This is a genomic window from Agrobacterium sp. T29 (assembly GCF_006970545.1).
GTDB lineage: Bacteria > Pseudomonadota > Alphaproteobacteria > Rhizobiales > Rhizobiaceae > Agrobacterium > Agrobacterium leguminum.
Window position 1 is genome coordinate 971,056 of sequence record NZ_CP040641.1, and the last position, 14,883, is coordinate 985,938.

Annotated in this window: 13 protein-coding genes; 4 read left to right on the top strand and 9 right to left on the bottom strand. The window is 60.1% G+C overall.

The window, feature by feature from the left end:
* Positions 1–127 precede the first annotated feature (127 nt).
* From FGF54_RS19500 to FGF54_RS19520, 5 genes are all read right to left on the bottom strand, one after another.
* Complete coding sequence (locus tag FGF54_RS19500) at positions 128–1,009, bottom strand: dihydrodipicolinate synthase family protein (protein WP_059757841.1); 882 nt, start codon at positions 1,007–1,009, stop codon at positions 128–130.
* Positions 1,006–2,649, bottom strand: coding sequence for an ABC transporter ATP-binding protein (locus FGF54_RS19505; RefSeq protein ID WP_142780827.1), 1,644 nt, complete (start codon positions 2,647–2,649; stop codon positions 1,006–1,008). Before FGF54_RS19505 ends, FGF54_RS19500 begins: the two co-directional genes overlap by 4 nt.
* On the bottom strand, positions 2,642–3,565 hold the full coding sequence (locus FGF54_RS19510) for an ABC transporter permease (protein WP_142780828.1): 924 nt from the start codon (positions 3,563–3,565) through the stop codon (positions 2,642–2,644). Before FGF54_RS19510 ends, FGF54_RS19505 begins: the two co-directional genes overlap by 8 nt.
* A 15-nt stretch (positions 3,566–3,580) precedes the next feature.
* On the bottom strand, positions 3,581–4,495 hold the full coding sequence (locus FGF54_RS19515) for an ABC transporter permease (RefSeq protein WP_035262398.1): 915 nt from the start codon (positions 4,493–4,495) through the stop codon (positions 3,581–3,583).
* 76 nt (positions 4,496–4,571) lie between these two features.
* Entirely contained in the window at positions 4,572–6,080 is a 1,509-nt protein-coding gene (locus tag FGF54_RS19520; RefSeq protein WP_142780829.1) for an ABC transporter substrate-binding protein, read from the bottom strand.
* A gap of 323 nt (positions 6,081–6,403) precedes the next feature.
* On the opposite strand from FGF54_RS19520, the gene FGF54_RS19525 reads away from it, so the two are divergent.
* From FGF54_RS19525 to FGF54_RS19535, 3 genes are read left to right on the top strand one after another with little or no spacing between them, the layout of a single operon-like run.
* A complete protein-coding gene (locus FGF54_RS19525) occupies positions 6,404–7,600 on the top strand; it encodes an exo-alpha-sialidase (protein WP_142780830.1) in 1,197 nt (398 codons plus the stop codon).
* Positions 7,597–8,553, top strand: coding sequence for a 4-hydroxythreonine-4-phosphate dehydrogenase PdxA (pdxA, locus tag FGF54_RS19530; protein WP_142780831.1), 957 nt, complete (start codon positions 7,597–7,599; stop codon positions 8,551–8,553). Before FGF54_RS19525 ends, pdxA begins: the two co-directional genes overlap by 4 nt.
* Complete coding sequence (locus FGF54_RS19535) at positions 8,550–9,677, top strand: iron-containing alcohol dehydrogenase (RefSeq protein ID WP_142780832.1); 1,128 nt, start codon at positions 8,550–8,552, stop codon at positions 9,675–9,677. The genes pdxA and FGF54_RS19535 overlap by 4 nt, the downstream gene beginning before the upstream one ends.
* 45 nt (positions 9,678–9,722) lie before the next feature.
* Here the strand turns inward: FGF54_RS19535 and FGF54_RS19540 are convergent, their stop codons facing one another.
* From FGF54_RS19540 to FGF54_RS19555, 4 genes are all read right to left on the bottom strand, one after another.
* Positions 9,723–10,430 (bottom strand): FadR/GntR family transcriptional regulator, encoded by a 708-nt coding sequence (locus FGF54_RS19540; RefSeq protein ID WP_003519630.1) that lies wholly within the window; start codon positions 10,428–10,430, stop codon positions 9,723–9,725.
* 4 nt (positions 10,431–10,434) lie between these two features.
* The gene (locus FGF54_RS19545) at positions 10,435–11,475 is read right to left on the bottom strand and encodes a four-carbon acid sugar kinase family protein (protein WP_142780833.1); all 1,041 of its coding nucleotides are present in this window, start codon (positions 11,473–11,475) and stop codon (positions 10,435–10,437) included.
* Positions 11,476–11,708: 233 nt separating this feature from the next.
* Positions 11,709–13,952, bottom strand: a complete 2,244-nt coding sequence (locus FGF54_RS19550) for a polysaccharide deacetylase family protein (protein WP_142780834.1) — start codon at positions 13,950–13,952, stop codon at positions 11,709–11,711.
* A gap of 173 nt (positions 13,953–14,125) precedes the next feature.
* Positions 14,126–14,515, bottom strand: a complete 390-nt coding sequence (locus FGF54_RS19555; protein ID WP_035260778.1) for an acyl-CoA thioesterase — start codon at positions 14,513–14,515, stop codon at positions 14,126–14,128.
* Between the two features lie 134 nt (positions 14,516–14,649).
* On the opposite strand from FGF54_RS19555, the gene FGF54_RS19560 reads away from it, so the two are divergent.
* Complete coding sequence (locus FGF54_RS19560; RefSeq protein WP_078052121.1) at positions 14,650–14,883, top strand: hypothetical protein; 234 nt, start codon at positions 14,650–14,652, stop codon at positions 14,881–14,883.

The window sequence follows — 14,883 nt, forward strand, 5'->3', positions numbered from 1 at the left end:
TGTTTGTGTCACAAATTATTCGTCATGGGTGAGGCTGGGGAATGCATCGGCTTCTGGCCGTTTTCGCAGATATTTTTAAGGTGACGCGCACGATCCGCAGGGGTGCGCGTCACATTCGATAGCAGCGTCAGATCCTTTGATAACGCCGCAAGATTTCCAGGATTTTTTCATCCTGCTCTTTATCCGGCAGAAGGGCAGGTTGGCGGCTGGCGCCGACGGATGGGTCCTGGAGATAAAGCGAGCGTTTGACCATGGCCGGTGCGAAGCCGAGGGCGTATAGATCGGTGCGGAAGTCGGCGTAGATTGCCTGCTGGCGTTCGGCCTCGGTGATGTCGCCGGCGTTGAAAGCATTGAGAATGCCGGCAAGTACATCCGGCAGCGCGTTGCCGAGGCCGGAAATGCAGCCTGCCGCCCCGTTCTGCAACGACCAGAGAACGAGGTGATCCGGGCCGGAATAGACCTCGAAGCCGGGCATCTCCTTTGCCACCTGAAGATAGGCTTCGAGCGTCTGCTGCGCGCCGCCGGAATCCTTGATGCCGGCGATATTGCCATGGGTGGCGAGTTTGCGGGCGGTTTCCGGTTCTATGTGGTTCTGAGTGCGGGCGGGAATATCATAGAGATAGACCGGCGTTTCGACGGCATCGGCCACCGTCGAGAAATGGCGGATCAAGCCATCCTGTGTGCAGGCGATGAAGAAAGGCGTGATGACGGCGATACCGTCGACGCCGATGCGGTCGAAGGCTTTGGCAAGTTGCAGGGTTTCGAATGTGGCGGGCATGCCGGCATTCACGATGACTTTGGCACGGCCGGCAACTTCGTCCACCACCTCTTCGGTCAGTCGGATTTTTTCCGCATGCGTCAGCGCGGTGAAATCGCCATTGGTGCCGGCGCACATGATGTTGTTGCCGGCCGCCACCTGGCGGCGCACCTGCGCGCGGGTCGCTTCGTAATTGATGGTTTCGTCCTCGTTGAAACAGGTGACGAGCGCGACGAAAGCTTGTTTGCTCATGAAAGAACTCCGCTTGAATTTCCGATGGCGTCGCCGGCAACGGCCGAATGACGCTGAGATTGCATATCGGGGTCGGGATCGAGGCTCGCGGATAGAAGGGCACGGGTATAGGCCTCGCGCGGCGCCTCGAACACCTGTCGGACGGTGCCGAACTCCACCACCTCTCCCCGCTGCATGACCATGACGTGATCGGCAAAATCCCGAACCACCGGCAAATCATGCGCGATGAAGATGAAGGAGAGGCCCATTTCACGGCGCAGCTTGTCCAGCAACGCGATAACCTGCGCCTGAACCGAAACATCGAGCGCCGAGACCGCCTCGTCACAGATTATGAGCTTCGGTTCCAGTGCCAATGCGCGGGCGATCGCGATTCTCTGCCGCTGGCCGCCGGAGAACTGGTGCGGATAACGGCGCACATGTTCCGGCGAGAGACCCACCTGATGCAGCAATTCCGCAACCCGCTCACGCCATCTTGCCTTGGGCAATATCTCCGGGTGGATGACCCAGGCCTCGGAAATCAGCTGGAACACGGTCATGCGCGGATTGAGCGACTGGGTGGGATCCTGAAACACCATCTGCAAATCGCGCCGGAGCGCAAAGAGTTCGGCAGGCGGAAGCTTGAAGAGGTCTCGACCCTTCCACAAGGCGCTGCCCGCATCCGGCTCGTCGAGGCGAAGTAGAATACGCGCCAGTGTCGATTTGCCGGAACCGCTTTCGCCGACGACCGCAATGGTTTCGCCTTCCATGAGGTCGAAGGAAACGCCCTTCAGCGCCTCGAAGGCGCCGTAACGCTTGCGCACGTCGCGCACGCTGAGCAGCGCTTCACCTACCGCTTGCGGCTCGTGCATGTCGCCCCTGCCGGGTGCTGCGCTGATGAGCTTGCGGGTATAGGGGTTCTGCGGATTGCGATAGACCTCACGAACCGTGCCGGCCTCGACCAGAACGCCCTTTTCCATCACCACCACGCGATCGGCGATTTCGGCGACGACGCCGAGATCATGGGTGATGATGAGCACGGCCATGCCGGTTTCCCGCTGCAATTCCTTGAGCAGTGAAAGCACTTCGGCCTGCACCGTCACGTCAAGCGCGGTGGTCGGTTCATCGGCGATCAGGAGATCGGGCCGAAGCGCCAGCGCCATGGCGATCATGACGCGCTGGCGCTGGCCGCCGGAAAATTCATGCGGATATTTCTTCAAGGCCCCGTCCGGGTCGGGAATGCCGACGCGAGCGACAAGCCGCCTCGCCTCCGCTTCGGCCTTTGCCTTGTCCATGCCGTGGGTGGTCATCGCCTCACGGATCTGCCAGCCGACGGTATAAACCGGATTGAGGTGGCTGAGCGGGTCCTGAAAGATCATGGCGATACGCCGGCCGTTGATCTCGCGGCGCGCCTCGGCCGGCATGGTCAGAAGGTCCTGACCGTCGAGCAATATCTGGCCGCTGCTGATATGTCCGGGCGGCATGTCGATGAGGTTCATGATGGCCGAGGACGATACCGACTTGCCCGAACCGCTTTCGCCGAGGATGGCCAGCGTTTCGCCCCGGTCGATATGGTAGGAGACATCCTTCACCGCATGGACGACACCGCTTGCGGTGTGGAACTCCACGGAAAGGTTGCGCACGTCGAGAAGATGGTCAGCCATGCTTGCGGCCTTTCATTTCCAGCCGCCAGCGCTGCACGGGATCAAGCGCGATGCGCAGCCAGTTGGAAAGCAGGTTGAGCGACAGGGTGGTGAGAATGATGGCAAGCCCCGGCCAGAAGGACAGCCACCAGGCATTGGTAAGATATTGCCGCCCCTGCGAAATCATCAGGCCCCAGGTGATTTCCGGCGGCTGAATGCCGATACCAAGGAAAGACAGCGCGCTTTCCGCCAGCATCACATAGGCGAAATCGAGCGTGGCGAGCGTCGTCAGCGTCGGCAGCACGACGGGCAGGATGTGGCGGAACAGGATGCGTTTGCCCGATGCGCCCATGACCCTTGCTGCCTGCACGAACATGCGTTCGCGCACCTCCAGCACCTCCGCCCTCGTTGTGCGGATGTAAACGGGAATGCGGGTGATGGCGAGAACCAGCATCAGGTTGAGGATGGAGGAGCCGAGCAGATAAAGCACGATGACCGCGATCAACAGCGACGGGAACGACATGATCACATCCGCGAGCCGCATGATGATCTGGCCGACACGGTTGGAGGAAAAACCGGCGATCAGCCCGAGCACGGTGCCGGTGATGGCGGAAAGAAGCACCGCGCCGGCAGCGATCATCATCGTATTTTGCGTGGCGGCGACAATGCGCGCGAGAAGCGAACGGCCGAGCGCATCCGCCCCCAGCCAGAAATACCACTCGCGCTGCCAGTCGAACGGGGCGAGGTTGCGCCCGCGCAGGTTCTGTTTCGTCGCCAGATCGCCAAGCCAGGCAGGGCCGACAAAAGCGAAGATAACGACGATGATGAGGAAGATCGCGGCGCAGAGCGCGAATTTATCCGCCCACAACATGCGCAGCATGCGTGTTGCGAAGGACGGCTCGGCGATGATCTCGGTGTCGGCGCTGGAAAGGCTCATGGCTGAACGGCCTCCTCAGTGCCGGATACGCGGATCGAGGAGCGCATAGGCGATATCGATCAGAAGATTCATCAGGAAGATCGCCAGCGCGGTCACGAGAATGGCGGCCAGCACGACGTTGAAATCGCGCTGAAGAATGGAATCGATCATCAGCTTGCCGACGCCGGGAAAACCGAAGATCGTTTCGACGATGACGGCGCCGTTGAGAAGGCTTGCCGCCTGGTCGCCAATGACGGTGATGACCGGCAGCATGGCGTTTCGCAAAGCGTGAATGAAGATGATCGGACCCGACTTCACGCCCTTGGCGCGCGCCGTTTTGACATAAGCCGAGGACAAAGCGCCGATCATCGAGCCGCGCACCACCTGCACGATAATGCCGAAGGGGCGCACGAACAGGACCGCGATCGGCAATATCCAGTGCAGCACGGAGCCCGTTCCTGACGTGGGCAGCCAGGCGAGATTGACGGAGAAGACGACGATGGCAACGATCGCCAGCCAGAAATCCGGAACGGATGCACCGATGAGCGAGATGCTTGAGGCCATGCGGTCGAAGAAGCCGCCGGAACGGAAAGCCGCAAGCGAGCCGATGACGATGGCGGCGGTGGTAACGAGCGACATGGTGATGACTGCAAGCCAGAGCGTCCAGACGAAAGCCTCCAGCACCACATCCAGCGCCGGACGGGCTTTCCTGAGCGATTCTCCGAGGTCACCCGTCATCACATCGCCCGCATAACGCAGGAATTGCACCATCAGCGGATCGTTCAGCCCGTGCAGCGCCCGAAACTGCTGCTTCAACTCTTCCGAAGCCTCGACCGGCAGAAACAGCGCTGCCGGGTCCCCCGTCAGACGCGACAGGAAGAAAACCATGACGATGAGGCCGATCAGGGAGATCAGGCTTGCAACGGAACGTTTTCGGATGAAGCTCAGCATGGTTGCCTCCGGTTTTTCAATGCGGCGGCGAAGCTTTCGCCGCGCCGCCGCTTCTTAGTTGACAAGACGCGGGGTCTTATTTGATGCCGATTTCCGAAAGCTGCAGCATCGAGTTGGTGGCGATGGTGGGCTTGAAGTCCAGCCGTTCCGAGACGCGGGAGAAGCCGACCATGTGGAACAGCAGCACATCCGCCACCACATCGTCGTGCAGATAGGCGATGAGTTCCGACCAGAGTTTGGCGCGCTCGTCACCCACGGCTGCGGATGCACGTTCGATCAGATCGTCCACCTTCTTGTCCGAGAAGCCGGACTGGGTGCCCTTGGTGGCATATTTGAAGAACATGGTGAAGGACGGGTCGCCCTTTGAGTTGTCGTGCATGGCTGCGACGATCTGCGGTCCACGGCCTTCCTTGAAGGGCTTGGAGTAATAGCTTTCGTGCTCGGCCACTTCCACGAATTTCAGGTCGATCTTGAAGCCGACATCCTGCAATTGCTGCTGGATCGCCTCCATGATCTCGGTGACGTTGGGGAAATTCGCGGTGCGCGCGATGATGGTGATCGGCGTATCCACCTTCACACCGGCAGCCTTGGCTTCTTCGAGCAGCTTTTTTGCGCCCTCGGGGTCATAGGGGAAGACCTTAACGTCGGGGTTCCAGCCAAGCGTGGTCGGCGGGACCAGCGCGGTGGCCAGCACGGCACCTTCCGGAACCAGCGTGCCGAGGAAGGCCTGCCGGTCGATGGCAAGGTTGAGCGCGCGGCGCACCCGCACATCGTTCAGCGGCGCAATATTGTGATCGAGACGCATATAGACCGTCTCGCTGTCGAGATAGGAAAAGTCGGTCTTCGTATTGGTAGCGTCGAGCTGCGAAATGGAAGGCGAAAGATCGGCTTCGCCGGTCTGCACCATGGCGGCACGAACCGAAGGATCGGCGCGGAAAAGATAGGTCGCTTCCGTCACCTGCGGCTTGGCGCCCCAATAATCGTCGCGTGCGGTGAGCACAATCTGCTGGCCCGGCGTCCAGTTGGTCAGCTTGTAAGGCCCGGTGCCCACAGGCTCGCGGATGAATTCCATCTTGGTTTCTTCGGGAACGATGGTGACGAGCGACATCAAGAGCGGCAGAATGGGCTGCGCCGGTTCGGTCTTGAAGTCTATCGTGTGGTCGTCAACGATCGACGGGGTCACCGTCATGCCACCGAAATAACGACGAGATTCGCAGGCGTTCTTGTCGCTCATGATGCGTTCAAAGCTGTGCTTGACGTCCTTGGCATCGAATGCCGTGCCGTCGGAAAACTTCACGCCTTCACGCAGGTGGAAACGCCAGCTTCCATCGGCATTCTGCTCCCACTTCTCGGCAAGGCGCGGCTGAACGCCCTTCTTGCCGCGCACATCGAGCTCGGTCAGCGTTTCGCTGACATTTTCCATGATGATGCGGCCGATATTGGAGCGGGTGGCCATGCAGGGTTCCAGCAGGTCCGCCTCTTCCGCCAGCACGATCTTGATCGGCCCCGATGCCGCAAGCACCGGGGAAACCGCGGCGCTGAGGGAACCCAAGATAAGGGCGCCCGCAATCAATGACTTCTTCATTCCGTTCTCCTCCCAGATTCAGAAATTCAGCAACATGGCGGCGCGCCGCAAGGGGCATCTGAAAAATCCCCGTCTCCTGCATTGAGGAGCATGACATGCGGATGATTGTCTCCTCCACCCGTAAACAGAGCATCGACGTTATCGCATTTTTTGTCAATTTATTTTTCTAAGACAATTTTTATTCAAGCCAAATCTCTTATTTTTATCATTTAAAAACATTTGCTTAATTCAGAAAATCAAAAATATATGATCCTCTTTTTTTATCAAATAAACTTGACAACTTTTCGAATATGTCATTTTCATCGGAACAAGAGGAGACCACGATGACCCCTGATGACATCGCTCACGCCATGACCGGAGCCATCCATGCCGTGTCGCAAAACCGGCAGGAAGCGTTCCTGCCGTCACCCATGATCCAGAACCATGCGAGCTTCCTGCACCTTCTGGATGACGGCACCCTGCTCTGCGCCTGGTTCGGCGGCACGCTGGAAGGAAAATCGGATATTTCGATTTTCGCATCCGTGCTGACAGCGGGTGCAACCCACTGGGGACCGCCGCAGCGCCTGAGCCACGACCCCGCCCATTCCGAACAGAACCCGGTCCTCTTCACCGCACCGGATGGCGTTCTCTGGCTGTTTCACACAGCCCAACCCTCCGGCAATCAGGATGAATGCCGCATTCGCATGGCGCGCATCCACCGCGACGCGACTGCACCGGAAAAGCTTATTTCCGACGAAGGACGTTTTCTCGATCTCCCGCAGGGCTGTTTCATCCGCGCACCGCTGCGCATCCGCGATGGCGGCGCTTGGCTGCTGCCGATCTTCCGCTGCGTCCAGCGCCCCGGCCAGAAATGGAACGGCAGCCACGATACGGCAGCGCTCGGCATATCCACGGACAATGGCGCGACTTGGCAATTGCAGGAGTTGGAGGAATCGACCGGCTGCGTGCATATGAGCCCGGTCGCGGTGACGGACGGGCGCTACGCAGCCTTCTTCCGCCGCCGTCAGGCCGATTTCGTCTATCGCACCGAAAGCACCGATGGCGGCCGCTCGTGGTCAAAGCCAAAGCCGACCGATGTGCCCAACAATAATTCCTCCATTGCCGTGATCAGTCTCAACGATGGCAGGCTGGCTATGATCTGCAACCCCGTCAACGCCGCGCAGTCGAGCGACCGCCGCGCCTCGCTTTATGACGAGCTGGGAGAGGAAGACGACAGGCCGGATGCCGATCCGAGCGGCGGCTGTGTACCGGTCTGGGGCGTGCCGCGCGCGCCGGTTTCTATCTGCCTGTCCGACGATGACGGGCGCAGTTTTACCACCCGGATACTGATCGAAGACGGACCGGGCACCTGCCTTTCGAACGATTCGACCGATGGGCGCAATCTGGAAATGTCCTATCCGTGGCTTCTGGAAGCGCCGGACGGTACGCTGCATGCGAGCTACACCTATCATCGCCGCGCAATCAAATATGTCCGGCTGGCGCCCGGCTGGGCTAACGAGAACGACGGGAGACAGAGATGAGCAACATCATTGGCATCACCATGGGCGACCCCTGCGGCGTCGGCCCCGAGATCACGGTGCGGGCGCTCGCAGAAATGTCTGCCCCGGATCGTGCGGCGACGCGGATTTACGGCAACCTCGCGACGCTGGAAGCGGCACGGGATGCGCTCGGCGTTGATATCGACCTTTCTCAGCACGTGGTCGACCTGCCCATGGAGGGGGCGCCGCTGCCCTGGGGTACATTGTCGCCAGTGGCCGGAGACGCCGCGTTCCGCTTTATCGAAAAGGCCGTTCGCGACGCCGAAGCGGGCGCAATCGGCTGCATCGTCACCGCACCGATCAACAAGGAAGCCTTGAATCTCGCCGGTCATCATTATGACGGGCACACCGGCATGTTGCGAAGCCTCACCGGCTCCTCGGCCGCCTATATGCTGCTCGCCTCCGAACGGCTGAAGGTCATTCACGTTTCCACCCACGTCTCCCTGCAGGAGGCCATTCGCCGGGCGACGACGGAGCGGGTTCTGGCGACCATCCGCGCCGGCAACGCGCATCTGAAACGCATCGGTTACGATCGGCCGCGCATCGCGGTTGCCGGCATCAACCCGCATTGCGGTGAAAACGGCCTGTTCGGCACCGAGGATGACGACCAGATCGCACCGGCGGTCGCCGCCGCCCGCGCCGAAGGCATTGAGGTGCAGGGACCGATTTCCGCCGATACCGTGTTCCACCGGGCTTATTCCGGTGCTTTCGATCTCGTCGTCGCGCAATATCACGATCAGGGCCATATCCCGATCAAACTTGTCGCTTTCGACACCGCTGTCAATGTCTCCGTCGATCTGCCGATAGACCGCACCTCCGTCGACCACGGCACGGCTTTCGATATCGCCGGCAAGGGCATCGCCAATCACGGCAACATGAATGCGGCCATCGCCTATGCGCGCAAGCTGGTGGCGGGCAAGGAGCGGAAGGAATGAGCACCATGTCGACAGCTCCCATTCTCATCCACCAGCCACGACGGCTCTCCGTTGGCGCCGGTACCATTTCACAGGTCGGCGCCTGGGCGGGAAAAACCGCATCGACCCTGATTATCGCCACACCGTTGACGGCAAAATTTGCCGAACGGCTGCAATTGCAGGGCCCTTTCACAATCTTCGACGCCATTCCCGGGGAACCCGACACCGCAACGCTGGAAGCCGCCCTTGCCGCAGCACGTGCCGCCAAGCCGGATCTCGTCATCGGCCTCGGCGGTGGTTCGGTAATGGATGTGGCGAAGCTGGTCGCGGCGCTCTGGAATTCCGGCCAGACGCTTGCGAATGTGGCAGGGCCGAACAGGGTTGCCGGGCGCGACACACGGCTGGTGCAGATCGCCACCACCGCCGGCACCGGCTCGGAAGCCGGCATCCGTTCACTCATCACAGACCCGGTAAAAGGCAACAAGATCGCGGTCGAAAGCCCTTATCTGATCGCGGATTTCGCCGTGCTCGATCCGGAACTCACCTATTCCGTGCCATCGGCCGTGACGGCGGCAACCGGGGTGGATGCCATGGCCCATTGCGTTGAAGCCTTCACCAACCGCAAGGCCCATCCGATGATCGACGGTTTCGCGCGCATGGGTTTTGCGCTGGTCGGCAAATATCTGGCGCGCGCCGTTCGCGACGGTGCGGATACTGAAGCGCGGGAAGGCATGATGCTTGCCTCCTATTATGGCGGCATCTGCCTCGGCCCGGTCAACACGGCGGCCGGCCACGCCATCGCCTATCCGCTCGGCACGCTTCTCAACCTGCCGCACGGGCTGGCAAACGCCATCGTCTTTCCGCATGTTCTGGCCTTCAACCAGCCTGCGGTTTCGGCGAAGACGGCGGAAGTGGCGGGAGCGCTCGGGCTTCGCGAGCACCTTTCGCCAGACGATCTACGCAAGGCGGCGACGGATTTCTGCGCCGGGCTCGGTATCGAAATGTCGCTCGCACGGCATGGCGCGACTGAGGCCGATCTTCCCCGATATGCCGAGGATGCGCATGCCATCCGCCGGCTGATGGACAATAATCCCGTCGACATGAGCGTCGAGGACGTGCTCGGCATTTACCGCCACGCCTTCTGAGAGAACCCGGTGCGCGGACACGCGCATCGGTCTTCAGTCACCCGCTTAATCCGTGTGCGAAGACTCGAACAGGCGGTCGCGCGATCCCGTCAGATGCTGGAGCATCAACTGGCGCGCCGCCTCTGCGTCCCCATCGGCAATCGCCTTTGCGATTGCCTCATGCTCGGCGAAAACACGCGTCAGACCGGATGCCTCCCGCTTCACCGACATGCCGTGGAACTTCATTCCCATTGCAATATGGTCCTTGAGCGCTTCCATCGCGGTGGAGAAATAGCTGTTTCGCGCCGCCCGCGCGATGGCGAGGTGGAACTGATAATCGGCATCCTCGCGGTGGGACTGGCGATTGGTCGCATCCCGCATCAGTTCGAGAGCCTTCCGGATCGCCGCAAGCCTCTCGCCATCGTGCCGCAAGGCCGCCGCAGCCGCCGCAGCCGGCTCCAGCGTCAGCCTGAATTCGTAACAGTTGAGAAGATCAGCAACGTTTTCAAGCTGCCCGAAGCCAAGCGGCTCGCGCAGGCCAAAAGCCCTGACATAGCTACCGGAGCCTCTGCGGGAATAAATGAACCCCTGCTCGCGCAGCCGCCGCAACGCCTCGCGCACGACGGGTCGCGACACTTCGAATTCCATGGCGAGTTCATGCTCGGTCGGCAGCCGCTCATCCGGCTTGTAGGCGCCGGATTTGATCGCCCGGTGCATTCTCTCGAAAATAATGTCCGGAAGTGCCTTGCGCGCCGTTTCTTTCATCAGCCCCATCTGGTCAGCTCTCTCCAGCGTCATTGTCGCCAAGCATCATTTTCGCGATCCGTTTCAACGTGTCAGCTTGCCCAAAACCGCCGGACTTCGCAATGATGCATTGATCGCCGGACCAGCCTACCCCAAGACCCGGCAGGCATTCGCCGTCAAGACGCAGGCGCGAAACGCCCATGGTCCGCAGCACGGCCTCTGCCGTGGCTCCGCCCGATAACAGCAGCCTTGCCGCCCTGGCGGTAAAATGCGGCACGACGCCTTCCGCCAACCGGTCTGAAACCGCAAGCGGCGACAGATTTTCCTTACCCTGCGTCGCTTGAACCAACGTCAGACCGGCGCCGTCATCGGTGTGGCGGGGCATGACGCCATTCGGCGCCTCCACGATCGAGACAGGCCCGACGCTTTTGAGAACATCAATCTGCTGCAACGTGATCGGGTCGCGAGACCCGATGACAAAAAGCCCCCTGCCGGGTGGAATGAACGCCGCTTCAGGAACAGCCTGCGCCGTCATCGCTTCAGCCAGCACCTCGGCAAGTCCACGCGCGCCAACCAGAAGATCGGCCCCTTCCGCCTGCGCGGCGGCGAGAGCGTCCCTGATATCGCCCTTTGATCGCGTGTCGGGTATCGTGCAGCGGCCGGCATGTCCGCCCAGTCTTTCATGAACCGGAATGGCAGCTTCGACGCCAAAGCCGGAAACGGCTCCGCCAATAACGACACGTCCGAAATCCGGAATGGCGGGCGCGACAAGCGCGTACCGATAGGAAATCGCATCCATTTCCGCCGCAATATGCCCTTTCAGGCGGGAATCGATCTTCTTGAAAAGGATGGTATCGGCCGGAACCAGCCCCAGCAGTTCCTGCGTGCGACGCCCGGCTTCATCCGCCTCGCCATCGCGGCAACCGAGATTGACGCTGAGGACGGCAGGCGCATCCGCGAGCGCCGCACGCACACCGTCAAGCCCTATCGCAACCTCGGTCGCCAGCCCGCGCCCGGCAAAGGGGGCGGCGGCGTCGAGCGCTCCGGTCAGATCATCGGCAAAAATCAGCAGCACGGGCGAGGCCTTCATAAAAGTTGTAATGTTTTAGGTCGATAAATTTATTTATAATCAATAGATAAATGGATGTGAATAACAAAAATTATGGCGCAGATTTTCGGGCTGGCCAATCAGCCGCAGAGAGGCTCAAAAAACGAGAGAAGAAATCGGAAACGGCAAAAGAGAACGCCAAACGCGGGCCGCAGCCATATATGGCGAGACGGCCGAGCGATGGCGAACGAACAACGTCGCTAGATGAACCGGAAAGGCAGGCCCGAGATGAGCGCCTTGACGAAGCGCTTTTTCTGAAAGCGTCCATTCAGCGATACACGCGGCAACTGCGTCGGCTTTTCAAGGCTGCGGGGACCGATAACGCCAGCCTGCGTGGTCACGGCTGCGGAAAATCCTGCATCGTGAACCGCTTTCGCTTCACGTTCTCCCACGGCCTTTACCCAGCCATAGGGATAGGAAAAGGACCGTGGCCGATGGCCGGCATAAGCTTCCACACGGCGCGTCGATTCCGCAATCTCATAGGCCAGACGCGCGGCATCCACCTTACGCATATTCACATGCGTCATGGTATGCGCGCCGAAATGCACCAGAGGGTCCTTCGCCAGCGCCCTGAGCTCATCTTCATCCATGACAAGTTCGTCCACGATCGCGATGGGGTCGACGCCATGCTGCCTCGCGACACGATCGATCCTTTCCACCGCCTCGTCTTCCGAAAAGTTCTGGACGAAATCTTCAAGCCGCGTGAATGCCTCCGCTTTCTGCGAAGGGCTGGCGCATGCCACCTGTTCCGGCCCCGCCCCGAAATCGAATTCGAACGACGCGGCTTTCTGCGTCAGGAGAGCAGCGGTCTCCCACCAGAGGCTGCGTGTTCGCTCCACAAAACCCGGCGTGATGAAAATCGTGTAGGGAACGGCATATTTACGGAAGATCGGCGCGGCATAGTCGGCATTGTTTCGATAGCCGTCATCAAGCGTGAAGGCGCAGAACGACCGGCCCTCGTGATTATCGGCAAGCAGAGCCGGCAGATCGTGCAGATGGACTGGAACAAGACCGCATTCGAGTGCGGCCTGTATCGCCTCTTCCAGAAATTGCGGCGTGACGGACAATTGCACATTGGGTGCGAAAACCGAAACAACCCCTCCGGGGCGCACATGATGAAGCGTGAAGATCACACCGCGCCCGGCGAAAGACGGAAATGCCGAACGGACGGCCGAGAGAGAACTCACCTCCAGCCCCGCCCTTATGGCTCCATATTTCACAAGGCGTTTTATCGGCTGAAAAAACATCCTCCCCGATTGTCCTGATGTCAGGCCGGGAAGAAGGCGTTTTCTCACGACTCTCGAGACCGTCAGCGGCAGATCGATCAGACCCGGCAAGGGATCGTTCGGCGCAAAGGCGGCCCAGCTGCGGATATTGCCCAGAGACGCGAAATAGTCGCGGATTTTCGCCTGCCCCCTCCGGGCTAATGTGAAGGCGGCAACGGCATCGCGGACAAGATAGGACCAGGAAACGTCCTGCCGCACATTGCCGGGCTGGCCGACCGGCTCGCCATTGGCGACCCGCCATAGCAGGGCGCCAAGGTCGATGCCCGCCGCCGAGCAAAGGCCAAACCATGACCATGGGCGTGGATTGACATCGAGAAGCTTGAGCTTGCCGTCCCGGCCGTCGAGCTTGAATTCCGCCTCGACCAGCCCGCTATGGCCGGCCGATTTCAGTATTTTTCGGGCCGCATCCACCGCTTGCCCGTTGTCGACGACCTCGACGCGGGTGCTGGTATAGCCGAAATCGACAGGATATTGCCGGGCGCGCCGGGCAGTGAATTCCGCTACCGGCTCTCCATTCAGCCACAGCGCCGCGTAGGAGAACTGGCTTTCTCCCCCACCCGGAATGAGTTCCTGCACGACGACATTGCCGGCGCCGATCTCTCCACTCGCATCGGCAAAAGCCGTTTTCAGAGCATGTCGGTCATCGGCGCGAATGACTTTCGCCCTGGCGATGGTGGTATCGCCACCGCCCATATTCGGCTTGAGAATGACGGGAAACAATATGTCCAGCGTATCGATATCAGCGGCCGATGCCAGCGCATAGGTTCGCGGAATATTGACGCCAAGTTCTGCGGCGCGCTGATAAAGCAGCGGTTTTTCGCAGAGCCATTGCAGCGCGGTCCAATCAGGCAGGATGATTTTGTAGAGCGAGGACAGTTCCTCACGATGCTGCGCAACGAGCTGGACCTCTCCGTCGCCGGACGGCACCAGCAGACAGCCCTTCAAACCATGCTTGTCGGCCATTTGACGCAGGAACGGCAGTGCCCCGGCATCATGCGGGCCGGCCCAGCGGATTGTTTCCCGCACGAAACGCGACCAACCCGGCAAAGGGGAATCGTGGGTGAGGTAATAAACAGGCACATTCAGGGCGCCGAGGCTTCGGGCAAGGGCGAGCGTGCCGTGAGCGCCGCCGACAATAACAACACCTGGAATGGTCAAAGCCTGATCCCCGTCCTATTCCATATCTTGATCGCAAAAATTGATAAATAAATTGGATATTTCTAAAGTATTGAGCGGACGGATATCGAATTGCGAAAAATCCGAAACGCCGATGCTTTTAATCTTTCGCAGGCGCTTCGGAATTGCTTTAAAAAGAAAAAGCGGAAGCCGCCTCACGCCTCCTTGCGGACAGGACGCGGATCGCCGTTGTCGTCCACCGCGACCATGATGAAAACGGCCTCCGTCACCTTTTCGCGTGAATCCTGATAGTGCCTGCGGGTCCAGGCCTCGATTTTCAACGTGACAGAGGTGCGGCCGATCTTTTCGATTTTGGTGTAGACACACAATGTATCGCCGATCTTGACCGGCTTCTTGAAGACGATCTCGTTGACTGCGACGGTGACGGTGCGGCCGCCGGCCACATCATTGGCGCGGACGAAAGCGGCAAGGTCCATCTGCGACATGACCCAGCCGCCGAAAATATCGCCGGCCGGGTTGGCATCGGCGGGCATCGCAAGCGTTCTGAGCGTGAGTTCCATATCGGCGGGCGGTTGCTGGTCCATGTCTCAAAGTCCTTTCACAAGCCTCCCGCTGCCGGACTTAAACAACCGCACACCATCCGCCAATAGCCGATTTGTCGCGGCAGCCCTTCCAAAACAGCAAGGAATCACAGAGCCATCGTAAGCTTCGGTTAACCATGATGAGGCACGATTCCAAAAAACGCGAGGGCGTGCGAATGGCCTATGACTGGAGTGGAAACAACACAATACAGCAGCGCTACGACCGTATCGTCCTGGCGGTCGCCAGCGTCGTCGCCATCAGCCTGGCGACCGGCACCCTTGCCCTGCGTTCGCAGGTGGAGCCGGACACCACCATAAGCCTTGCCAAACAGCAGCGGCTCGATTCGGACAAATGGCATTTGCGGCTCTAG